Origin of the sequence: Saccharibacillus kuerlensis DSM 22868, assembly GCF_000378145.1 — a bacterium.
In the GTDB taxonomy this organism is placed as follows: Bacteria; Bacillota; Bacilli; order Paenibacillales; family Paenibacillaceae; genus Saccharibacillus; species Saccharibacillus kuerlensis.
On the sequence record NZ_KB899280.1, the window covers coordinates 67,360 to 90,265 of the forward strand.

The 22,906-nt window shown below is 50.8% G+C and carries 21 protein-coding genes; 18 read left to right on the top strand and 3 right to left on the bottom strand.

Translation table 11 applies throughout. The annotated features are described in order from the left end of the window. The first annotated feature begins 23 nt into the window (after positions 1–23). The 8 genes from pstC to F456_RS24530 all read left to right on the top strand — a co-directional run bounded on the left by pstC (position 24) and on the right by F456_RS24530 (position 7,336). Positions 24–947 carry a phosphate ABC transporter permease subunit PstC gene (pstC, locus tag F456_RS0106450; RefSeq protein WP_018976186.1) on the top strand — a complete coding sequence of 308 codons (924 nt, stop codon included), beginning with the start codon at positions 24–26 and terminating at the stop codon, positions 945–947. Continuing rightward, the gene (gene pstA, locus F456_RS0106455) at positions 944–1,840 is read left to right on the top strand and encodes a phosphate ABC transporter permease PstA (RefSeq protein ID WP_018976187.1); all 897 of its coding nucleotides are present in this window, start codon (positions 944–946) and stop codon (positions 1,838–1,840) included. The genes pstC and pstA overlap by 4 nt, the downstream gene beginning before the upstream one ends. A 12-nt stretch (positions 1,841–1,852) precedes the next feature. Next, entirely contained in the window at positions 1,853–2,620 is a 768-nt protein-coding gene (gene pstB, locus F456_RS0106460; protein WP_018976188.1) for a phosphate ABC transporter ATP-binding protein PstB, read from the top strand. 263 nt (positions 2,621–2,883) lie between these two features. Continuing rightward, a complete protein-coding gene (locus F456_RS0106465) occupies positions 2,884–3,780 on the top strand; it encodes a (2Fe-2S)-binding protein (protein WP_018976189.1) in 897 nt (298 codons plus the stop codon). Then, complete coding sequence (locus F456_RS0106470) at positions 3,777–4,394, top strand: metallophosphoesterase family protein (protein WP_018976190.1); 618 nt, start codon at positions 3,777–3,779, stop codon at positions 4,392–4,394. Before F456_RS0106465 ends, F456_RS0106470 begins: the two co-directional genes overlap by 4 nt. Before the next feature lie 95 nt (positions 4,395–4,489). After that, positions 4,490–6,457 (top strand): LTA synthase family protein, encoded by a 1,968-nt coding sequence (locus F456_RS0106475; protein WP_018976191.1) that lies wholly within the window; start codon positions 4,490–4,492, stop codon positions 6,455–6,457. Between the two features lie 37 nt (positions 6,458–6,494). After that, a complete protein-coding gene (locus F456_RS0106480) occupies positions 6,495–7,073 on the top strand; it encodes a DNA-3-methyladenine glycosylase I (protein ID WP_018976192.1) in 579 nt (192 codons plus the stop codon). 107 nt (positions 7,074–7,180) lie between these two features. After that, entirely contained in the window at positions 7,181–7,336 is a 156-nt protein-coding gene (locus tag F456_RS24530) for a hypothetical protein (protein ID WP_018976193.1), read from the top strand. Between the two features lie 145 nt (positions 7,337–7,481). Here the strand turns inward: F456_RS24530 and F456_RS0106490 are convergent, their stop codons facing one another. Continuing rightward, positions 7,482–9,134, bottom strand: a complete 1,653-nt coding sequence (locus F456_RS0106490; protein WP_018976194.1) for a putative bifunctional diguanylate cyclase/phosphodiesterase — start codon at positions 9,132–9,134, stop codon at positions 7,482–7,484. Positions 9,135–9,337: 203 nt separating this feature from the next. On the opposite strand from F456_RS0106490, the gene F456_RS21925 reads away from it, so the two are divergent. Further along, on the top strand, positions 9,338–10,060 hold the full coding sequence (locus F456_RS21925; protein WP_018976195.1) for a general stress protein: 723 nt from the start codon (positions 9,338–9,340) through the stop codon (positions 10,058–10,060). Positions 10,061–10,258: 198 nt separating this feature from the next. Here the strand turns inward: F456_RS21925 and F456_RS0106500 are convergent, their stop codons facing one another. After that, positions 10,259–11,482, bottom strand: a complete 1,224-nt coding sequence (locus tag F456_RS0106500) for an MFS transporter (RefSeq protein ID WP_018976196.1) — start codon at positions 11,480–11,482, stop codon at positions 10,259–10,261. Between the two features lie 116 nt (positions 11,483–11,598). Continuing rightward, complete coding sequence (locus tag F456_RS0106505) at positions 11,599–13,851, bottom strand: helix-turn-helix domain-containing protein (protein WP_018976197.1); 2,253 nt, start codon at positions 13,849–13,851, stop codon at positions 11,599–11,601. Between the two features lie 289 nt (positions 13,852–14,140). On the opposite strand from F456_RS0106505, the gene F456_RS0106510 reads away from it, so the two are divergent. From F456_RS0106510 to F456_RS0106550, 9 genes are all read left to right on the top strand, one after another. After that, positions 14,141–15,106 carry an ABC transporter permease gene (locus tag F456_RS0106510; RefSeq protein ID WP_157060013.1) on the top strand — a complete coding sequence of 322 codons (966 nt, stop codon included), beginning with the start codon at positions 14,141–14,143 and terminating at the stop codon, positions 15,104–15,106. 16 nt (positions 15,107–15,122) lie between these two features. Next, positions 15,123–16,004 (top strand): carbohydrate ABC transporter permease, encoded by an 882-nt coding sequence (locus F456_RS0106515; protein ID WP_018976199.1) that lies wholly within the window; start codon positions 15,123–15,125, stop codon positions 16,002–16,004. Positions 16,005–16,052: 48 nt separating this feature from the next. After that, positions 16,053–17,675, top strand: coding sequence for an extracellular solute-binding protein (locus tag F456_RS0106520; RefSeq protein WP_018976200.1), 1,623 nt, complete (start codon positions 16,053–16,055; stop codon positions 17,673–17,675). Between the two features lie 47 nt (positions 17,676–17,722). Continuing rightward, complete coding sequence (locus F456_RS0106525) at positions 17,723–18,859, top strand: Gfo/Idh/MocA family protein (protein WP_018976201.1); 1,137 nt, start codon at positions 17,723–17,725, stop codon at positions 18,857–18,859. Beyond that, positions 18,847–19,830, top strand: coding sequence for a Gfo/Idh/MocA family protein (locus F456_RS0106530; protein ID WP_018976202.1), 984 nt, complete (start codon positions 18,847–18,849; stop codon positions 19,828–19,830). Before F456_RS0106525 ends, F456_RS0106530 begins: the two co-directional genes overlap by 13 nt. Positions 19,831–19,993: 163 nt before the next feature. Beyond that, positions 19,994–20,416 (top strand): hypothetical protein, encoded by a 423-nt coding sequence (locus tag F456_RS0106535; protein ID WP_018976203.1) that lies wholly within the window; start codon positions 19,994–19,996, stop codon positions 20,414–20,416. A gap of 157 nt (positions 20,417–20,573) precedes the next feature. Then, a complete protein-coding gene (locus tag F456_RS0106540; protein ID WP_018976204.1) occupies positions 20,574–21,293 on the top strand; it encodes a YebC/PmpR family DNA-binding transcriptional regulator in 720 nt (239 codons plus the stop codon). A 184-nt stretch (positions 21,294–21,477) separates the two neighbouring features. Further along, positions 21,478–22,329: an alpha/beta fold hydrolase gene (locus F456_RS21930; RefSeq protein WP_018976205.1), complete on the top strand. Its 852-nt coding sequence runs from the start codon at positions 21,478–21,480 to the stop codon at positions 22,327–22,329. Next, positions 22,322–22,831 (top strand): PAS domain S-box protein, encoded by a 510-nt coding sequence (locus F456_RS0106550; RefSeq protein ID WP_018976206.1) that lies wholly within the window; start codon positions 22,322–22,324, stop codon positions 22,829–22,831. Before F456_RS21930 ends, F456_RS0106550 begins: the two co-directional genes overlap by 8 nt. Positions 22,832–22,906 lie beyond the last annotated feature (75 nt).

Sequence of the window (22,906 nt, forward strand, 5' to 3'; positions counted from 1 at the left end):
ACGAATGGAGAGGGTAACCACTTATGGAAAATAATAAGGCTGCCGCAAACAATAAGAGGCGCGGCTTTGCCAGACACCAACGCGAAGACATGATCGGCAAGATTTATACGTATCTCTGCGTACTTATGCTGATTGTCGTTATTGTGTCAATCGTGTACTTTGTTGCGTCGAAAGGGTTAGCTACCTTTATAACGGACGGTGTTAGTCCGTTCGAGTTCCTGTTTGGAACGCACTGGAGTCCTGATGGAACTAATCCGTCCTTCGGCGCTCTGCCGTTCATCGCAGGTTCATTTGTCGTGTCGATGCTTGCTGCGCTGATTGCCGGACCTCTGAGCATTTGCGCAGCACTGTTTATGACCGAGATTGTACCAGGCAAGGGCAAGCGTATTCTGCAGCCGGTTATCGAGCTGCTGTCGGGCATTCCGTCCGTTGTATACGGCTTTATCGGTTTGACGGTTCTCGTGCCGTTCATTTCGACAGTGAGCGGCGGAAACACGCTTGGTTACGGTGTAGCTGCAGGCGCATTGGTATTGTCGGTTATGATTCTGCCAACAATTACAAGTATTGCGGCAGATGCACTGGCTTCGCTCCCGCGCGGTATGCGCGAAGCGTCCTACGCACTCGGCGCAACACGCTGGCAGACGATCTACCGGGTCATTCTGCCGACATTGGCTCCTTCGCTGTGGACGGGTATCATTCTTGGTATTGCTCGCGCATTTGGCGAAGCACTGGCCGTTCAGATGGTTATCGGTAACGCACCATTCTTACCTAAATCACTGCTCACGTCGGCTTCGACATTGACCAGTGTTATCACACTGAACATGACGAATACTTCGACCGGATCGGTTCAGAACAACGTCCTTTGGAGCATGGCTTTGATGCTGCTCTTCATGACCTTCGTGTTCATCATCATTGTACGGTTGCTTCAAAGGAGGAATAAGCTGTGAACGCAAAAACTGCGGACAAAATCGCGACTGGCGTCATTATTTTCTTCGCCATAGTGATCGTCGCCATTCTGGGCGGATTGCTTGGCTTTATCCTGGTGCGCGGTCTATCGCACATCAGTTGGGACTTCTTGACTTCCCCTTCGCAGAACTTCAAAGCGGGCGGCGGTATTGGTCCACAATTATTTAACTCGCTTTTCCTGCTTGTATTGACTATGATTATCACGGTTCCGCTCGGTTTGGGTGGCGGTATCTATATGGCCGAGTATGCAAAGGAAAACAAGATAACAGGATTTATCCGCCTCGTCGTCGAAGTGCTGTCTTCTTTCCCTTCGATCGTTGTCGGTTTGTTCGGCCTCTTGCTCTTCGTTAACACATTTAAGCTTGGTTACTCGCTGCTGGCGGGTGCGATTGCGCTGGCAATCTTCAATCTGCCGCTGATGGTTCGGATTACAGAACAATCGTTCCGCGCGGTTCCGAGAGAACAGAAAGAAGCCGGCTTGGCACTCGGCCTGTCCAAGTGGAAGATCATTACTTCCATTCTGCTGCCGGTTGCTCTTCCAAGCTTGATTACAGGTACAATTCTTGCAGCTGGCCGCGTATTCGGTGAAGCTGCAGCGCTGCTCTTTACATCGGGCATGACGACACCTCCACTGGACTTCACGGACTGGAATCCACTGAATCCACGTTCGCCGATCAATCCACTGCGCTCGGCAGAGACGCTCGCCGTGCATATTTGGAAAGTCAACAGTGAAGGACGTATTCCGGATGCTAAAGATGTATCGGCCGGAGCTTCGGCTGTACTCGTTATTATGGTTCTGATCTTCAACCTGATAGCGCGCTGGTTCGGCCGCTTCGTATATCGTAAAATTACCGCTTCCAAGCAAGTAAACTAGGAGGACTTCGTTATGCAGACTAGTACGCAACCCCGTTTCGGTACGGAAGAACTGAGCGTATTCTACGGCACGAACGAGGCCGTCAAAAAGATTAATATGGAGTTTCCCGACAAGAGTGTAACCGCACTGATCGGACCATCGGGCTGCGGGAAGTCGACTTTCCTGCGTTCCTTGAACCGAATGAACGACGAGATCGCTTCTGCTCGAGTCACCGGCCGCATCTGGATGGACGGAGAAGACTTGAACGATAAAAATACAGATGCAGTCACACTTCGTCAGAAGATCGGTATGGTGTGGCAGCGTCCGAACCCGTTCTACAAGTCGATCTATGAAAACATCGCGTTTGGACCTAGATATCATGGAACGCGCAGCAAAAAACAGCTTGATGAAATCGTTGAGCAAAGTCTGCGCCGTGCAGCCCTGTGGGATGAAGTTAAAGACCGTCTGAAAGAATCGGCTCTGTCACTCTCCGGTGGACAGCAGCAGCGTCTGTGCATTGCACGTGCTCTCTCTGTAAGCCCCCAGATTTTGCTGCTCGATGAACCGGCTTCCGCACTGGACCCGGTATCGACAGGCAAGGTTGAAGAACTTATCATCGAACTGAAGAAAGAGCTTCGCATTGTTATCGTGACGCACAACATGCAGCAGGCTGCCCGTGTCTCCGATTTCACCGCCTATTTCTATCTGGGCAATCTGATCGAGCACGACAACACAACCAAGCTGTTCTCCAACCCTTCCAACCAGATGACCCAGGAATATATCATGGGCCGGTTTGGCTGAACAAGCGATTTGGGAGCGGCCGACCACGGTAGAGCTTCCCATCGCTTTTCGAATACTTTCATACGATTTGTTCTGGACCGTTTCCTTTATAACAAAGGATACGGTCTTTTTTTGTCCCGCTGGATGTTAATCGGTTAACAACGGCTTGAAGGCCTTTCTTCAATCCAGTACGATAGATGAATGAGAAACAAGAAGAACAAGAAAGAAGATGAAGCAGAAAATACGAAGCAGAAAATTTCGGTCCAAGAAAGGGTGAACCTGTCATGTCCGATATTCACAATCAGACAAGCGCTGAACACGAATCAAGTAAGCTTGAGGCACTGAAGCTTGAGAAACTGCTTGCGACCGAGTTCAATCCTTCGCAGCTGCAGCCGCAATTTTATATGACGGCCGAACTAAAACCTGGTGCAGAGCTCACTATGGTGCTTGAAGAACTGTCCACACCCGAAGGTGCCAGCCAATTTCTTCGAGCTTTTGCCGATGTACTGCAGGCACCGGATTTGCAGGCAGCCGTCACCTATTTCTGCAGCTGGTACAGCGGAGTTGCTGTCGCTTCCTTGTATTTCCTAGGCGGAGAACAATTGCGACCCGATTTTTCCGCAGCAAATATCAAAGTCCAGTTGTTCCGGTTGGAGAACGGACATTCACTTAATTTTGTAATTGGCAGTCGAATCGTCAGTCGGGCACCGTTGGATGTGAAGGAGCAAGAAGAATGGGTTCGAGAAGGGTTGACAGCGTTTTACGGAGAAACCTGTCGCAAAATTTTCGAGAATTTTGCGGAGCTGTCAGGACTGCCTATCGGTATGATCTGGGCACAACTGCCGGGCAGATTGGACTATTTTGTAGGAACGTGGAAGAACTCCATGGAGAACGTTTCTACGACTGAGAAGGAGAGGGGATTTGAAGAGCGAAGAGAGCGTCTTGAACAGGCTTACCACATATTGAAGAATCTTGATTCGGACATATTTGGTCGCAAAAAGAACCCATTCGATATTCGCTTTCGTTATGTCGAGCACCCGACAGATCCTTCCCAGCAGATGCAAATGCGTCCAAGCTGCTGCCTGTATCATATGCTTCCTCGAGCGGAATATTGTTATAACTGTCCCAAACTCAATGAAAAGGATCGGGCAGAACGTCGAGCTCGGGTACAAGCCCAATGAACCAACTCAATTCCCTCATGGGGCCGATCCGCGGCCGCACAAACAAGACGGAAGTCGAACTCACTACGGAGAAACTTGAGTCAAGTGAACCTGTCAAAATTGTTGTCGTAGCCGATACTCATATGCCGCGTATGGCAAAAGCACTTCCGCCTACACTTACAGAAGAGCTGAAGGATGCCGACCTGATCCTGCATGCCGGTGACTGGACTTCGCCGGACATATACGACCTGTTCGCCGTTTATGCGCCTATATACGGGGTGGCCGGCAATAACGATGGAGCGGCAATAGCAGAACACTGGGGATACCGACGTATTGTCGAGATTGCTGGTTGGCAAATCGGTCTGACACACGGACATCTGGGCAGAGGTGGCGGTACTCAAGCTAACGCAGCAGCTGCATTTGAAGGAGAGGAAGTGGACATGATAGTTTTCGGTCATTCTCATATCCCTTTTCTGTCTCACGATACTATGATAAGCGAAGATAGAAAGGTCTCGCTTTTTAACCCTGGTTCACCAACGGATAAGCGATGGCAGAAACGTTATTCATTCGGAATTATTACCTTAAACGGAATGCTTGTAAGCTTCGAGCATCGCTATTATGATTCGAAAATCTAAGAGTTTTGTTAACGCTGTGTTTTGACCATGTAAAGAGAGTGTTTTATAATGAGACTTGGACTCAACATTCTCTTACTAAAGAAGGTAATGAAACAATGAAACTGATTTCGGCTCATTCCAAGACGAGCCATAGACCTGACCGCATATTTCTGGTCTCGGTCTGTCTGTTATTTGTCAAGCTGCTGCTGCTGCGCTGGTTCTTTTTTGCGGAATATGAACTGGGCGGAATATTTATCGATCTGCTAACGGCAATTGGGTTAACCTGTTTGCTGGAATTACTGGTACCGCGGCGTTGGAGAACAGCCGTCGCCTGGCCGGTTAATCTTTTATTATCCGTCATGTTTTTCTCGGCTGCCGTCTACCAATCGTATTTCGGCTCCGTGCCGACGTACATCGTCTTAGGTTCGCTTGGTCAGGTTCCTGAAGTCGGCAATGTACTCGGAGGTTTGATCAAACCTGCGTATTTCATTTTTTTTGCTGACCTTCTAATCAAAGGCGGGCGGCTGGCTCTAGTAGCAGTACGGAAGCGCCGATCACGCGGAAACTTGTCGTTCAATAAAGAAAGCGGTTTGATCTTTTGGAACGAAGCCGCTACCCGAATGAGCCGCATCGTAGTGGCATTAATGCTGGTGGTCTGTCTGCTGCTGTCCGGGGTATGGATCAATCGGGGTTCTGCAATCAGCAATGAAATTATTCGGGCTGAAAATATCGGTTTTCTAAACTATCAGGTCAGCACGGCGATTGAAAAACGCAAAGAGCGCGATTTGATTGCTGCGACATCGCCCCAAGAGATTGCTGAGCAGGTGAAGGAACTGCAGGCTTCTTTTCCTTATAACGATCAGGGGAAAAAGTCCTCTCCAGCCGGAGACTCACCCGCTTACTTTGGTTCAGCCAAAGGAATGAATATTGTAGTCGTACAGATGGAATCGTTTCAGACCTTCCCGATTGGCTACAATCTGGACGGAACTGAAGTAACGCCGAATCTGAACGCATTGATCGAACAAAGTTTTTACTTCCGGCATATTTTTCAGCAGATCGGGCAGGGCAATACGTCGGATTCCGAATTTATTTCGAACACGTCGATCTATCCGACAGCGCAGATTGCCATGTCGACCGGTTACGGCGATCGGGTTATTCCGAGTTCGCCGCGCTTATTAGGAGATAAAGGATACAAGACAGCCACCTTCCAGATCAATAACGCCTCGTTTTGGAATCGAAACCAGCTGTACCCGGCACTCGGTTTTCAGAGCTATTACGATAAACCCAGCTACAAGAACGATCATTTCAACAACTTCGGCGCTTCAGATGAGGAGATGTATCGTGTCGGCCTGGAAAAAATCGACGAAATGAGTGCCGACGGTTCACCCTTTTACGTGCAGTTCGTTACGACATCCAGTCATGCGCCGTTTGATGTGCCAAAAGAGTTTGCACAAATTCATATTCCCGAACGGCTGCAGGGAACTCAGCTGGGTAGGTATATGAACGCCCAACATTACACGGATTATGCGCTCGGCAAGCTGATCGACGGTCTGAAGCAGAAGGGACTATGGGATAATACGATGCTGGTCGTATACGGGGATCATGGCGGATTGTCTACAACCGAGAACGATCCCGATTGGGTATCCTCGATGCTGGACATTTCGTATGAAGCCAATATAAGCCGTCTTAACGTCCCGCTGATCGTTCGCGTTCCCGGTTTCAATGACGGAAAAGTAGTGGAGCTGGCAGGCGGTCAAATGGATATTGTGCCTACGCTAATGAACCTACTTGGCATATCGCTGGAAAAGGAAGGCTATCTGGCATTCGGACGGGATCTTCTAAATACGGATCGGAATGTGATTGGAATTCGTTATTATCTGCCGACCGGATCATTTGTCGGAGACGGCATTTTATTCATTCCGGGAAAAGGCTTTGAAGATGGCAAAGCTGTTTCTCTGAAAACGCACGAGCCGATTGCCGATCTTGAACCGTATCGGGATGATTATGAATACATTTTGAAGCTGATGAAATCATCGGACGATTATGTGAATTTATTGCCAAAACGCGGACCTGGACTGCAATAGTTTCAAACAATCCGTTGAAAGCAGAGAGGATGGTCGTATGATACAGCAGCCTGTCAGATGCCGATGGGTTAACGACGATCCGTTGTATATCCGTTATCATGACGAGGAATGGGGCGTACCGGTACACGACGACCGGCAGTGGTTTGAGCTGCTGACACTGGAAGGTGCACAGGCAGGACTAAGCTGGTATACGGTATTGAAAAAGAGAGAGCATTATCGTCTGGTGATGGATCAATTCGATCCGGAAATTGCTGCACAGTATGGACCGGACAAAATAGAGGAATGGATGCAGGACGCCGGAATTATTCGCAATCGCTTGAAGCTAAAGTCCGTTATTCAGAACGCAAATGCTTTTCTGCGCGTGCAGAAGGAATTCGGCAGTTTTGACAATTATATTTGGGAATTCGTAAACGATCGTCCAATTGCCGGACATCGCGTCAAGCCGGAGGATGTCCCTGCCAGAACGGAAATTTCAGACCGGCTGAGTAAAGACTTGAAGAAACGAGGCTTCAGTTTTGTCGGCAGTACGATTTGCTACGCGCTGATGCAGGCCGGGGGCATGGTCAATGACCACCTGAAAGATTGTTTCCGTCATCCTTCGCATTCGAAACAATAAGGAGGGACCAATCAAATTGCATTTCTTCGCGTCGCACCGCAATCCAGGCGGGTAAAGCTATAGTAAAGGCAGTATAGGCTGCACCGAAGGAAAGGAGCAATTGAACAATGAAGGTTATGATTACCCAACAGGAAGCGATGCAGCGGAAGATTTGGGACAAAATCATCGATATGTTCGGCCTGGACAAGGATCAAGATTACTGGGAGAAAGAGCAGTTCATTTTGACTGAAGAACAGGCACGTGAGGTAGGCTTGATTCGCTGATAAGCCGAGAATCCGAGTGTTTCAAGCGATGAAGCATTTTCTGAAATATGAAGTAAAAAAAGCTGTTTCGATTCCGCAGTTGCGGAGCGAAACAGCTTTTTTTGTCCGTATAATTATCCGAATCGCAAGCGTAGAACTCAGCAGCCTAGCCAATCCGACTGTGACGATTCGCAAACCAGATTCCAGGCAGGTCATCTATGCTCATTGGCCTGCAGATTAAGTAACCTTGGATATTGGGACAGCCCATATCCATCAACTGGATGAGCTGATCGCCATCTTCTACGCCTTCCGCAACGACATCAAGATCCATAGCCCGTGCCATAACAAGCAGCGCGGAAATAACAGCCGGATTCATCTGCACAATAAACGATCGATCCAGCTTGAATTTGTCGATCGGAATTTGTGCCAGAATTCCTAGGGAAGAATAGCCGGTTCCAAAATCATCGAGTGAAATCATATAACCTTGTTCTCTCAGCTGCTTCAGAATAACGCAGATCTGTTCAAGATTACGCATAACGAGCGTTTCGGTTACCTCCAAATCAAACTGCCGAGGAGTCAGTCCTTCCTCTGCAATAATCGCGTTCAGTCGGTCAATAAATTGCTCTTCTTCAAACTGAGCCCGTGAAATATTGACGGCAATACGCACATCCGGACCGAATTTTTCGCGAATCCGTGGAAAGTCTTTGCAGGCTTGTCGGATCACCCATTCGCCAATCGGAACGATCAATCCGGTTTCTTCCGCAACGGGAATAAAATCTGCGGGAGATACAAGTCCCGAGTGTCCGAGATTCCAGCGCAGCAGAGCCTCTACTTCGACAACTTTATTGTGCAGCGGATCGAAAATCGGCTGATAATGCAGCAGCAGCTCCTCGCGCTCAATGCATTGATTAAGTGCAATCTCATAATCGAATTTGACAAGCTGATCGTAATGAAAGGCTTCGTTAAAGACATGATATCGGCTTCGGCCTTTGCTTTTGGCATAATAAAGCGCGATATCGGCCTGACGAAGCAGAGTAGACAAATCTGTCCGCTCAGCGGCCGAAGAAATGCCGAGACTCGCACTGACACGAACCATTTGTTGCCCTAGTTGAAACGGCTTGTCCAGCACTTCCAGAATCCGTTTCGCTATCTCTTCGGGTCGGGAAATCGGTGTCTCGCATACAATGATAAACTCGTCGGCTCCTTGACGAGCAATCACATAAGGGGCGCCGAACGAATTCCTGAAGCGCTGGGCAACTTCAATCAGCAGCGTGTCGCCGACTTCATGTCCGAGCGCATCGTTAATATTTTTGAAATTATCGAGATCAATTAGAAACAAGCAGAATGGCTTATGGGTAAATTCGTATAAGAAGCGTCGGTTGAAAAGTTGGGTCAGCTCATCATGATACGCGTAGTGGTGCAGTCTCTGTTCTGATTCCTCACTCGTTACCATATCGCGCGTCATACAAGCGACAGCTTGAACTTCTCCTTGGTCGTTAAAAATTGGTGAGAGAATGCTTTCTCCGCTGAGGGCTCCGCTCGGAAGCAGAATTCCGTCTTCAAAACGGACGCTTCGACGTTCATCGACGACTTTCAAGTATTTTTGATGTAAGTATCTGCCCATTTCCGGTTCATGTTCAAACACTTCAAAAAAAGTTCGCCCTTCATGTTCAGGTCCAATGCCGCTGAGTTTAGCCGCTGCACGATTAACATAGCGGTAGCGAAATTGCTCGCCATCCCAGTTCATCAAATAAATGCAATCTTCGATCGCATGAAGGAGCTGACTCAGATAGGCTTCCGGACGTTCTGGTTTTCTCATTTTGCAGATTTCCTCCTTGTTGACGCTGATCCGAGATACCATAATCGCATAGTCCTATAATACTATGTGCAGTTTCAAGCGCCAAGGGAAGAAAGGGGGATAGGACTTTTAAAGACGGGTTTGAGCTTTCCCATTTTGCGAAAGTTTGACCCCAATTGTCGAAGGGTACAAATGTTTATAGCAAATAGCGGGGAGGAATTAAAATGAATAAGAAAATTTCGGCGACATTCGAACGTCAAGAAATGGCAGTAAAGGCTATTCGAGATCTTCAGGATGCAGGATATAATCGGGATGATATTTCCGTCGTTGCTAAAGAAACACAGGAATCAGAAGAAATTCGCAATGAAACAGGGACTAAAGCACCGGAAGGTATGACAACTGGAGCTTTGACAGGCGGTGCACTCGGCGGTGCGGCTGGAGTTATTGCAAGTCTCGGCGCTCTGGCTATTCCAGGAATCGGACCGCTGCTTGCAGCCGGACCGATTGCTGCAGGACTTGCGGGAGCTACAGTAGGAGCAGGTGTTGGAGGACTTACCGGAGGATTGATCGGCCTAGGTATTCCAGAGAAAGAAGCAAAATACTATGATGAACGGGTTCAGAACGGCGATGTTCTGGTTATGGTTGATGCGGATGAAGCGATGCGAAGTCAAATCTATGAAATCTTTGAACGAAATGGAGCAAATAATACTTCGTACTTCGATCCGAATGGGACAAGTCGCACTCCTGGAATGGCTCCGGTAGACGAAAGTGTGCCGCCAGCGGGTGTTCAACAGAACGAACTCAAGGATACGCCGGACCATTCCGTTGGACACTCGGTTCACGATCGTGAAGACGACATTGATATGCGCGACACAACAGATCCGACGCGGCAGTCTGCGAATCTGATTATCGGTCGAAGCGACCGACCTTATACGGATCGGAAATAGAATACCGGCTTGTGAACTAAAAGATAAAAAAAGCGGGACATATCTATACAAGAAAGGACCGGGAGCACATGCTCTCGGTCCTTTTTTTGCTGCTGCCTGTCCAACTGCGCGTACAATTATCTATAGATCCACCTATACACTTGAACGGCAACCAATAGGTGCGGTCGCTTCAAATCATTATCTATCGAGCGTACGGCTTTATACCGAAGCTTCCCGGGATTCAGTGTTCCCAGCGAGTCCGACTCGGCGCTGTTCTCCGCGATGATACAGACCGAAATATGCAGCCAAAGCGAGCAGAGCACAGATACCGCCGGTCAGATACATCGCCGAGTAGCTGAAGGATGCGGCGACCAAGCCGAGCAAATAGGATCCGAGTCCGTAGCCGAGATCGAAGAAGACGAAATAGGTACCGGTCGCAAGTCCGCTGCGGTGCGGAGGAGACGACTGGATCGCGAGTGTCTGGAAGCTCGGGATAATGGCGCCGTATCCCAGTCCGATTACGGCTGCCGTCAGCAGGAAAAACAGGGCGGTATCGGCCTGGCTAAGTGCGATCATGCCGACAGCGAACAGCGCGATGCCCGGATAGACAAGCACGTGCGCGCCGCGGCGATCGAACAGCCTTCCCGTGAACGGACGAGACAGCAGCACCATCGCGGCGAAGACGATAAAGAAGTAACTGGCGACGCTTTTCAAGCCGAGCGAGTCGGCATATACGGAGATAAACGTCGAGATCGCCCCGTAAGCGAAAGCGACGAGGAAACCCGCCATGGCCACCGGAATAGCGCGGAATTCGATAAAGCGCCGGATGTTCCAGGCACTCAAATCGCTGGGCTGACGTTCATGCTGCGGAATTGGCGTAATAACGCCGCAGACACAGGCAAGAACCGCGAAGACGACGATCAATCCGAACATGACCGGGTAGCCCGCTCCCGACGAAACGGACAAGCCGACGAACGGACCGAATACCATGGCCAAACTCATAAACAGGGTGAAGTAGCCGATGCCTTCGCCTTTGCGTTTCCGGGGAATCACATCCAGTACGACAGTCGATGTCGTCGTGGCCGCGATACCAAAAGAGATGCCGTGCACGAAGCGCAGAGCAAGCAGCAGCGGATAACTATCTACCCAGAGATAGAAAAAGCTGCAGACCGCGAACATAACGACGGAGAAGACGAGCAGTTTTTTGCGGTTGATCTCATCCAGCCATTTTCCTGTCAGCGGACGGAAAATAACCGCCGCGATCACGAATATCGTCGTAACCAGTCCGATGCTGCCATTGTTGCCGTCCAGATGCTCAAGTGCATAGGCCGGAAGCGTCACGGCAAGAATATAAAAATTGATAAAAATAAAAAAGCTGCTGAAGCTTATTGTTAAAAAATTGCGCGTCCATAATCGTTCCTTAACCGAGTGGTTCTGTTCCAAAAAGTATCCTCCTGATCGCTTTCGAAAATATAATTGTCTAAACAACTATATAAGATAAATAGTTGTCCTGTCAACAAATTGGGGATACAACTTTTCCAACAAACAAAAAGCTCCGGTTATCCGGAGCTTAAACGATACATCTGCTGTTTGCGATATTCGCCGGGCGAGAGTCCGGTGCTTTTCTTGAAGCTGCGATTGAACGAGGTGATATGCGAATAGCCGACCGAGCGGCTGATTTCGCTTACGTTGAGCCGGGTGGAAAGCAGCAGCTCCTTGGCCTTTTGCATACGTACGCTCGTTAAGTGATCGCTGAAGTTAAGACCGGTCTTCTCCTTGATATAAGCGGAAAGGTAAGTACCCGACAAATTAAGTCGTTCCGACAAATAATCGAGCGAGAGATCTTCGGCATACTGTTTGCGGAGAATTTCAAAAAACAGCGCAATCACCGGTTCTTCGTCCGTACTGCGGCTCTGGCGGATCAGCGCGCAGGCCGATTCGGTCAGCAGCTTTAGCGACTCTCCGTATTCGTCGAATGTGCGGCATTCGGGAAGTTCGGCCGCCCATTTCTTCAGCGCGCGGAATGACGGAAGGTCGCTGTGCGCTGCTTCGGCGGTGTGCAGAATTTTCTGGGCGATACCATTGGCGAAAAAGCGAACCTGATCTGCGCCGGCACCATTTCGCCGCAGCGAATCCAGCGCCTGCTCGATTAACTGCAGACAGCGCGCGGAAGCACCTTCCTGAATCGCCGAACGAAGCTCTTTTTCCTGCGCATCGCTCAGGCTGACCGAGGAAGGAAGAAGGCGGGACTCCGTCAAAATCTGCATATGTTCTTCAAGCGGCGCCTGATCGACCAGCCTTCGAACGAAAGCGTAAGCATCGCCGAACTGACTTACGCTTCGGGAAGCCGGCGCAATGGCGGAGACGATCAGGAAGCGTTCGCTTTCGCCGCCGATTACTTCTTCGATATGCCGCAGCAGCTGCATAACCCTTTCGGCATCGACTTCCTTGAGTACGGATACGATCTCGTCTTTTTCAATCTGGAAAGTATGCGCATATTCGAAGCGTTCACTCGTCAGAAGATGAATCAATTCTTTGAGACGGCGAATTTCTTCTTCGCGCTCGGCCGGAGGGACGGCGCTGCGTCTGAAGTTGATCCGATGCAGCGCCACCGTATAATTCGAAGCATCCGAACGGAAATCTTCCCACTCTCCAATGTCCGTATTGATTCGCTTCAATTCATTGATATAACCGAAGCTTGCAAGCAGCGAACGATGGCGGTTCAGCTTGTCGCGCACTTCGCTTTTTTCCCGCATCAGCTCGGAAAGCTTGCTGCCGATCAAATCGTATTCGGCGATCCCTTCGTCGGGATAAGGGATGTCCGGTTTGCGGTCGAGCAGCCGGCCGAGAAGCCGCTGCACCGGACGATTCAAACGGCGGCTGAGCAGATAAGCGGCGCCGAGAGCGGCCGCGATCGAACCGGCCATTGCCGCGGTCATCAGTTCCGTCATTTGACGCAATTGACGTCCGATATGGTCGGCGGGGACGGAAGCGATATAGGAAAGACCGTCCTCGCCTTCCCGCTTCAGATAATAAGTATCGCTGCGAAGCGCAACCGTTTCTCCTTCGGCGAACGTCGGAAGGTTGGGTGCGGCGCCGTCTCCTCCGGAAGTGTACAGCAGCTGTCCGCTGCGATCCAAAATGGACAACGAACGTCCGCCTTCCTGTTCGTAAAAAGCTTCGGCCGCACTGGCGATATCGATCAGCGCGATCGTCTGGCGACTGCCTTCTCCGTGCGAGAATCGGTAGGGGAGCAGCCATTTGGAATCGCCGATGCCTTCGATCGTCTCGATCTGCATAGCGGGATATAGCGTGTAACCGGGAGGTTCCTCCATTTGCCGCTTCCAGAATTCCGAGGTGTAAGTGTCCGAACGGTATTTGCGGTCGAAGAAGTATGCGGAAGAAGCGCTGCCCGATTTGTACAAAACAAGGTCGGAAGCGTCGAACTGAACCGCGGCGTCCTCCAAGTAGAAGAAAGAATTATACGCATTCCAGCGCAGCTTTTCGATCGCTTTTCGTGCTTGAAGATAGTCGGTCGTGTCCGGATTTTGCACGCGCAGCTGTCTGCCGAAGCCGACTACGTCGGGATCTTCGTTCAAGGTAAACAGCATCATGCCCACCTGGTCGAAGTAACCGCCGAATCGTTCGGCGGCACTGTCCGCTTCAAGACGGCTGGCATCGATAATTTCGCTTTGCAGGCCGTTTTTGAAAAGCTGGTATACCAGTCCGAGGCAGAGCGTGAACATAAGAATAAGTACGGCGAAGCTGAGCAGCAGCCGTCCGAACAGCGTCCGTCTTTTTCCGTGAATCATGACGATCTTCCTCCCTTGCCGTGCGGATTTTTTGCTCCGATCCTATGAAAGCCTCAGGCCATTGTACGGGAAGAGCGTCAATGAAATTAACGTTCTCGATTAAGCCGATGTAAAAAAACCTTGTCTTTTTTTGCGATAAAGAGCGTGAATTACGGTGTTTCTCCTTTTCGAGCCTTATCGGAACGGGGGAACAGCTTCGCAAAAATGGTCAATACCGCAAATTTTCGGACGGCGCTACGATAAGGCTGCGAAAGCCATTCACGCAATCGAAAAAGGAGGAGGTCTTCATGTGGAAAACACGGGTACGCTGAGCGGACGCCAAACGCGCAAACAAAAAAGAGCGAAGCGGCTCGCACGTACTAAAAGAAGTTGGTCGAAAAATTGGGAGCTGTATCTGCTGTTCGCTCCGGTGGCGCTGTACTTTATCGTTTTTCATTATATTCCGATGTACGGCGTGCAGATCGCTTTCAAAGACTTTATCGCCAATCAGGGAATCTGGGGCAGCCCCTGGGCCGGCTTCAAGCATTTCGAACGATTCTTCGACAGCTTCTACTTCTGGCGGATTCTGTCCAATACGCTCGGCATCGGAGTGTACGAGCTGATTGCGGGTTTCCCGATTCCGATTCTGCTTGCGCTCATGCTGAACGAAGTCCGTTCGGGACGCTTCCGGCGATTTGTTCAGACGGTAACGTATGCGCCCCACTTTTTCTCCACAGTGGTGCTGGTCGGTCTGCTGTCGCTGTTTTTGTCTCCGTCTAGCGGGCTGCTTAACCTAATGATTGTGGCATTTGGGGGAGAAGCCAGACCTTTTCTGACCGAGCCGGGCTGGTTCAAAAGCCTGTATGTCTGGTCGGGCGTCTGGCAGGGCATGGGCTGGGGATCGATCATTTATTTGGCGGCGCTGGCCGGTATCGACCCGCAGCTGCACGAAGCGGCGAAAATGGACGGTGCGAGCCGACTGCGGCGAATCTGGCATATCAATCTGCCGGGAATCGCACCGACAATCGTGATCATGCTGGTCCTGAACGTCGGCACCGTGCTTGGCGTCGGCTTCGAAAAAGTGTTTCTGATGCAAAACTCGCTCAATATGGAAACGTCGGACGTGATCGCCACGCATGTGTATCGAAGCGGCATCCTCGGCGCGCAGTACAGCTTCTCTGCGGCTGTGGGGCTGTTCAGTGCCGTTATCAATTTCATTATGCTGGTGTCCGTCAACCGGATTGCACGCCGGATCAGCGGAAACAGTCTGTGGTAAAAAGGAGGGATGTCCCATGCCGGAAACCCGAAGCGACCGGATCGCGTCGGGCGTCATTTATGTGCTGCTTGGCGTTGTGACGCTGATCGTACTCTATCCGCTTTATTTTGTGGCCATTGCTTCTTTCAGCGCTCCGGAAGCCGTGCTGCGCGGTGAAGTGTGGCTGTGGCCCCGGGATATTACGTTTGCCGGTTACGAGAGGCTGTTCGCCAATCGTGAGCTGGTGCGCGGATTTCTGAACACACTGCTCTATACGGGAGCCGGAACGGCTCTTAATCTGATTCTGACGATCGCTGCGGCTTATCCGCTGTCGAGGCGCGATTTTAAAGGGAGAAACATTTTCAGTTTTATGCTGGTGTTCACGCTTTTTTTCAGCGGTGGTCTGATTCCGACCTATCTGCTGATCAAAGATCTAAACCTGCTCAATACGTTCTGGGTTATGGTGCTGCCGACGGCGGTCTCCGTATGGAACGTACTGATTCTCCGCACTTTTTTTCAAACGTCGATTCCATACGAGCTTCAGGAAGCTTCGTTTATCGACGGATGCTCCAATACGAGAACGCTGCTGCGTATCGTCCTGCCGCTGTCTCTGCCGGTACTGGCTGTTATGGTGCTGTTTTATGCGGTGGGCCATTGGAATTCGTACTTCAATGCCTTAATCTATTTGTCGGACCGCGAACAATATCCGATGCAGCTGTTTTTGCGCGAGATTCTGATCCAGGGTCAGATGCAAGAGATGGTTGATATTACCGACGATTCGCTCGCCCGCAGTCTGATGGAAGCGGAATCGATCAAATACGCCGCTGTTATCGTTGCCAATCTGCCGATGCTGATGCTGTATCCTTTTCTGCAAAAGTACTTTACGAAAGGCGTTATGATCGGCGCCGTCAAAGGCTGAGCCGATCCGCGCCAACATTTGACACTACATATCCGGGAGGAACTTCCAATGAAAAAAATCGCTGTCCGCAAAAAAATGATCCAGCTGTCTACGCTGCTAATCGCCGCCGTCGCCGTATCCGGCTGCACGGGCGGAGGTGCCGCTCCGCAGGCGGAAGCGCAGACGAAAGCTGCCGTCAACGAAAGCGGCATGCCGATCGTAACCGAGCCGCTCGATCTGAACTTTTTCACCGGCAAATCGCCCAGCAACGGCAGCAAGTTCGAAGACACTTTAATCTGGAAAACGTACAAGGACATGTCCGGCATGAATATCAATTTTGATCTCATTCCGTTCGAGACGCTGACCGAAAAGCGTAATCTGGCGTTGGCCGGCGGGGAGTACCCCGACGTATTCTACTCCGCGCGTCTGTCATCGGACGAGCTGACGAGATACGGCCAGCAGGGCGTGTTTATCCCGCTGAACGATCTGATCGATCAATACGCGCCCAATTTCAAAAAGCTGATGGAACAGTACCCGGATATTCGCAAAGGATTGACGATGCCGGACGGCAACATTTATTCGATGCCTTCGTTCTACGATCCGTCGCTGCTGTCTATGCTCGTCGGCACGCCGCTGTGGATCAACGAAGATTGGCTGGAGCAGTTGAACATGGAAGAGCCGACTACGACCGAAGAATTCCGGGCATATCTGGAAGGAGTCAAAAATACCGATCTCAACGGCAACGGACAGGCGGACGAAGTGCCATTCAGCGCAGCCGGCGTAGGCGGTCTGATCGATCAGGTCAAAGGCGCCTGGGGACTCGGAACGCGCGGGCTCGGGCATAAGTTCGTCGATGTGGACGAAGAGACCGGCGAACTGCGCTTCACGAAGGCTCGACCGGAATACAAGGAAGTGCTGCAGTATATCAACGGACTGCACAAAGACGGTCTGCTGGACAAAGAGATCTTTACGATCGACGGCGGAGCGGTAAACGCAAAAGGACAGTCGGGAGTCGTCGGCGCAACGATCGTTCCGAATCCCGAGACAGTGATGGGCCGCAAAGACTTTATCGGACTCGGTGCGCTGGAAGGCCCGCATGGAGATCAACTGTACTCGCACATCAAAGTGCCGATGGTTCACGTAGGCGCATTCGCCATTACCGACAAAAATCCGAATCCGGCCGCGACCGTTCGCTGGATGGATTACTTCTACGGAGACGAAGGCGCGCAGCTGTACTTCATGGGCAAAGAAGGCGAGACATTTGAGAAAGCGGCGGACGGCAGTCTGCAGTATGTCAAAGACATCACGAACAATCCGGACGGATTAACCCAGGATCAGGCGTTGGCCAAGTCGTTCACCTGGCTGGGCGGAAGCTATCCGGGTCTGGTCAAGGAAGCGTACTTCAAAGGTTCCGAGACGCTGCCAAGCTCGCTCGCCGCAGCGGACAAAGCGAAACCTCACGCCATTGAAGACATCTGGTACAATTTCAACTTCACGCCGGAAGAAAGCGAGTTCATGACTTCGACGGGGCAGGATATTCAGGATTACGTGACAGAAATGGAAGCGAAGTTTATTAACGGCACCGCGTCGTTCGACGAATGGGACAGCTATGTGTCCACGCTTGAGAAAATGGGATTGAGCCGCTATATGGAAACTTACAAAGCCGCATACGAGCGCTATTCGTCGCAGTAATCGGCAGTCTTAAACGTTGTGAATAGGCAGTTAAGGGAGGATGGAACATGAACGGCAGCAAGATCGAGAAAAAAGATGAAGAGTCCGAGCTTAAAGCCGCCATTGTCGGCTGCGGAACGATGGGCCGCATGCATGCGCAGGCTTATGTCCGTCTGAAAGGCGTACGGCTGGCCGCGGTCTGCGACGTTTCGCAGGAAGCATCTTCCGCGTTTGCGGAGCAATTTCGCTGCAGCCGCTACGGCAGTCTGAGGGAAATGCTGCTGGCGGAAAAGCCCGATGTGCTCAGCGTCTGCCTGCCGACGCCGCTGCATTCGCCGGCGGTGCGAACCGCAGCGGAACTCGGCGTGCATGTGATCTGCGAAAAGCCGCTTGCGGGAAATCTGCAGGAGGCGGAAGAGATGATCGCTTTCTGTAGGAAGCGGGACGTACGGTTGTTCGTCGGCCAGGTGGTGCGCTTTTTCCCGAGTTACCGCAATCTCACAGAAACGGTCCGTTCAGGAGCGATCGGCGCTGTCGGCGTGGCGCATACGAAGCGGATCGGTCCCCATCCGGCTGCGGCCAAGCCGTGGTACGGTCAGGACGAGCTCAGCGGAGGCGTCATTTTGGATCTGCTTGTGCACGATATCGACTATATGCGCGGACTGCTCGGCGATCCGCATACCGTATTTGCCATGCGGCGTGTCAACAAAGGAATCGATTATGCGCTTGTGACGCTGACTTTTGAAAACGGAAGTATGGCGAATCTGGAAGGCATGTGGGGCTATCCGGGACCTTTCTCCACTTCGGTTGAACTGGGCGGCTCCGGCGGAGTGGCGCTGCTGGACTCTTCCGCTTCGCGCTCTGTCGAGATCCGGCGAATGCCCGGGACGATGAATGTGGATAAAAGCGACATTGCGGCAAAAGAAGCGGCAGCGAAAAATCAGGCAGCGAAAGAACATGCGGCAAACGCTGTCGCTCTGCCGGAGCTTCCCGCCTATGACGATCCGTACGGACTGGAGTTGGAGCATTTCCTCTCTTGTATACGTTCCGGCGAAACACCGCTTGTGACCGCTGAAGATGCAGCGGCGGCGGTGAAAATCGCCGAAGCGGCGCTTCATTCGGCGCGCAGCGGCAGACCTATCGATCTGAGGCGGTGGCAGGCGCAAGCGCCGGCGAAGAAGGAGGGATTAGAATGCGAAAGCTGAAAATCGGCATGCTGAATTTCGCGCATAGTCACGCGTTCAGCTATTATCGGGAACTGCGCTCGATGGAAGGGGTCGAGATTGCGGGCATCTGCCATCCCGACCGGCAGCGCGTGCAGAAGCTGATCAACGAAGACGGCATTTTCTATACGCCGAATTCCGCAGAGCTGCTGTCGAAAGAGGTCGATGCGGTGATTGTATGCAGCGAGAACGTTTTGCACAAGCGGCATGTTCTTGAAGCGGCGGCTGCCGGTAAACATGTGCTGTGCGAAAAGCCGCTCGGTGTAACCGAAGAAGAAATGGAAGAGATGATCGCAGCGTGCGGAGCGGCAGGAGTTTCGCTGATGACGGCTTTTCTGTGCCGCTATCTGCCCGGAGCAGTTAGAGCAAAGCGGGCGGTCGAGCGGGGAGAAGTCGGCGAAGTGCTGGCGATCAAAGGATATAACAGAGGCACGATGCCCGGCGGATGGTTCGTCGATCATGCGAAATCGGGCGGCGGCGCTATCCTCGACCATACCGTGCACGTCATGGATCTGATGCGATGGATGACGGGACGGGAGCCGGCATGTGTGTATGCCGAAGGAGGAACGCTGTTCCATCCGATCGACGTCGAAGATGCCGGTTTGGTGCACGTAACACTCGAAGGCGGCATTATCGGCATGATCGACACAAGCTGGTCGCGCAGCCGTTCTTATCCCTATTGGGGCGATGTCAAAATGGATATTGTCGGAACGAAAGGTGTGCTCCACTTCGACGCCTTCGCGGAAGTGAACGAAGTGTACAGCGATGCTTCGGATCGCGCCCGTTGGAGTTACTGGGGAGGCAGCATGAATCGGCTGATGCTGGAAGACTTTGTGAGACACCTGATGGAGGGGCGTTCTGCACCGATCTCCGGCGAAGACGGACTTCAGGCGGCCAAAGTGGCGCTGGCCGCTTACGCTTCCTTACGTGCGCGCGACACGATTGTACTCTGAAATTTTATGTTCATACGGACCAAAACATTGAAAAGGGAATGCCGTATAATGAAAAGCCCGGCGGAAAACGATTTTCCGTCGGGCTTTTTCTCCTTTGCCGCCGTATTGTGATATGCTTGTATCATACAGCCTGCAAGGGCCGAGCGAAAGCGGAGGGATCGCCATGTCGGACGAAGTCAATCGGGTACACCGGATTCCGTTCAGCCGAATCTGCGGAGTATTGGGGATACGGCAGAAAATCATCAACGTGTATCCGGATTACGTCAGCAAAGAGGTCGTGGTGGAGACGGACAAAAATGTACGCAACCCCAGCACCATCATCGAAGTGAAAAATACGTATCTGGACGTGCGGACGATCAGTGCGGAAGAGTATAATCGGATGCCCTATACGCCGAATGTCACGGATAAGCTCAAGGCGCTGCTGGACGACGCCGAACGGGAAGCGCTCAGGGAAAGTCTGCATTTGGCAATCGGCGAAGCCGAACATCTTCTGGCCGGCGAATTGTCCGAGGAGGAGCGCAGCCAACGCCGTCTCTTTTTACAAAGCGCGCGCCGGGTGTTCAACAAGCTGAGCGGAGACACATAAGGAACACGCATGGAAATATCCAAAAACGCGCGAATTCGCTTGTGACTGGGGTCGTTCAAAAAGAGATCGAGACTTGTTCCGGCACCTTTTTCACGCTACAATAAACGGGTATGCAGTTGAAGACAGAACCAAACAACGGAAAGCGAGCGGGATAGATATGGGTCGTAAATGGAATAATATTAAGGAAAAGAAAGCTTCCAAAGACGCCAATACCAGTCGGGTTTATGCCAAATTCGGCGTTGAAATTTATGTAGCGGCCAAGAAAGGGGAGGCGGATCCGGAATCGAACCGTGCCCTGAAAGTTGTTCTTGAACGCGCCAAGACATACAACGTGCCGAAAGCAATTATCGATCGCGCACTCGACAAGGCGAAAGGCAGCGGCGACGAAACGTACACGGAGCTTCGCTATGAAGGTTTTGGACCTAACGGGGCAATGGTTATCGTAGATGCGCTGACGAACAACGTCAATCGCACGGCTTCGGATGTACGTGCTGCATTCAGCAAAAACGGCGGGAATCTAGGAGTGAGTGGATCGGTCGCTTACATGTTTGATGAGACAGCCGTTATCGGTATTGAAGGCAAGAGCGAAGAAGAAGTGCTGGAACTGCTGATGGAAGCTGACGTGGATGCACGCGATATCGCTGCTGAAGACGAGTCGGTCATCATCTATGCGGAGCCAGATCAATTCCATGCTGTGCAGGAGGCGCTGCGCGCAGCGGGAATCGAGGACTTTACGGTTGCCGAGATTACCATGCTGCCTCAGACTTTCGTATCGCTTTCCGAAGATGCGGAAAAACAATTCGAAAAAATGATCGATGCGCTTGAAGATCTTGAAGATGTGCAGCAGGTATACCATAACGTTGACTCGGAAGAGTAAAGATACACATAAAAAGTCTTCAGAACATTGTTCTGAAGCTTTTTTTATGTGTTTTATTTTAAATTTCTGTTTTTTAGCTGGAACGGTATGTTTATTAAAGGTAGAATGGTTAAGAATGATTTCTTTATGATCATCATTTTACTGAAAGATCATCCCTGAATTACCGATTGGAGGTCCGAACGCTATGAGTTCTTCCGTTCTGATGCGTAATAATGTTAAGATTTTGGGCGAAGGAACCCAATATATGATTTTCGCACCGGGTTTCGGGTGCGACCAAAATATGTTTCGTTTTATCACCGGACATTTTGCAAAAGACTATCGAATTGTCCTGTTTGATTATGTAGGGATCGGCGGGTCCGATTCTAGCGCTTATATGCCTGAGCGATACAGCAGCCTATCTGGTTATGTAGAAGACGTCCTTGATGTATGCAGCGCGATCGGCGCCCGCAATGCCATCTTTGTCGGTCATTCTGTCGGTGCCATGGTCGGATTGTTGGCTTCCATCAAGGAACCTGATTACTTCGAGCGTATGATATTGATCGGTCCATCTCCATGTTACTTGAACGATCCGTCCAACGATTATTATGGAGGATTCGACCAAGAGCAGCTGGAAGGGCTGATTCAACTGCTCGAACAGAATTTTATGGGGTGGGGCAGCAGCCTGGCTGTCACAGTTATGCAAAATCCGGACCGGCCGGAACTTGCTTCCGAGTTGGAAGCCAGCTTTTGTTCGATCGATCCCGATGTTGCGCTTCGTTTTTCCATGGCAACGTTCTTCTCCGATAACCGGAAAGATTTATCGCTTGTTTCCGTCCCGTCATTGATCCTTCAATGCCGCGAAGATGTTATTGCACCGGTTGCGGTCGGGGAATATATGAATCGGAACCTAAAAGAAAGTGAATACCGATTGATGCAGGCCACAGGTCATTGTCCGCATCTAAGTCATCCGCAGGAGACTATTGATCTGATTAGCGAATATCTGTCCCACCCGGCTGGCAGCAATCGTCGGACGGAGGAGAGAGGAAACCATGGATAATCGATTGCAGGAAGCGCCTTGCGGTTATCTTGCTTTGTCAGAAGATAACCGCATAATTGAAGTTAATCAAACTCTTGCTTCATTACTCGGATATGAAGCGGAAACGTTAAAAGGCATGAAAATTGAATATATTCTTGCCAAATCCAGTCGACTGCTGTTTCAAATCTACTTTACTACCTTGATCACTTTAAACGGTAAATTGGATGAAATGTTTTTGTCGCTGTATTCGTTAACGGAAGTGGAGACGCCTGTGCTGCTGAGTGCAGCTCGGCGTGAACGTGCAGAAGGCATCCACTATGAATGCATACTTTTTCCGCTTACACGAAGAATCGAATACGAAAAGCAGCTCAATAAAGTCGAAAGTAAAGTTCATAATGCTTATCATCGCCTTCAAAGCGTAGAGCAGCAGCTGCAGCAAAAGGAAGCTCGGCTGGCAGAATTGAATGATCGTCTGGCTGCCATGGAAGCAAATGTTGAGCATAGTAATGAAGATTCCGTTTAAAGCAGCACTTTAGTAATAAAGAAAGACGAATATCTTCTAAAAGACAGCCTATATAGGCTGTCTTTTTTTACGGTT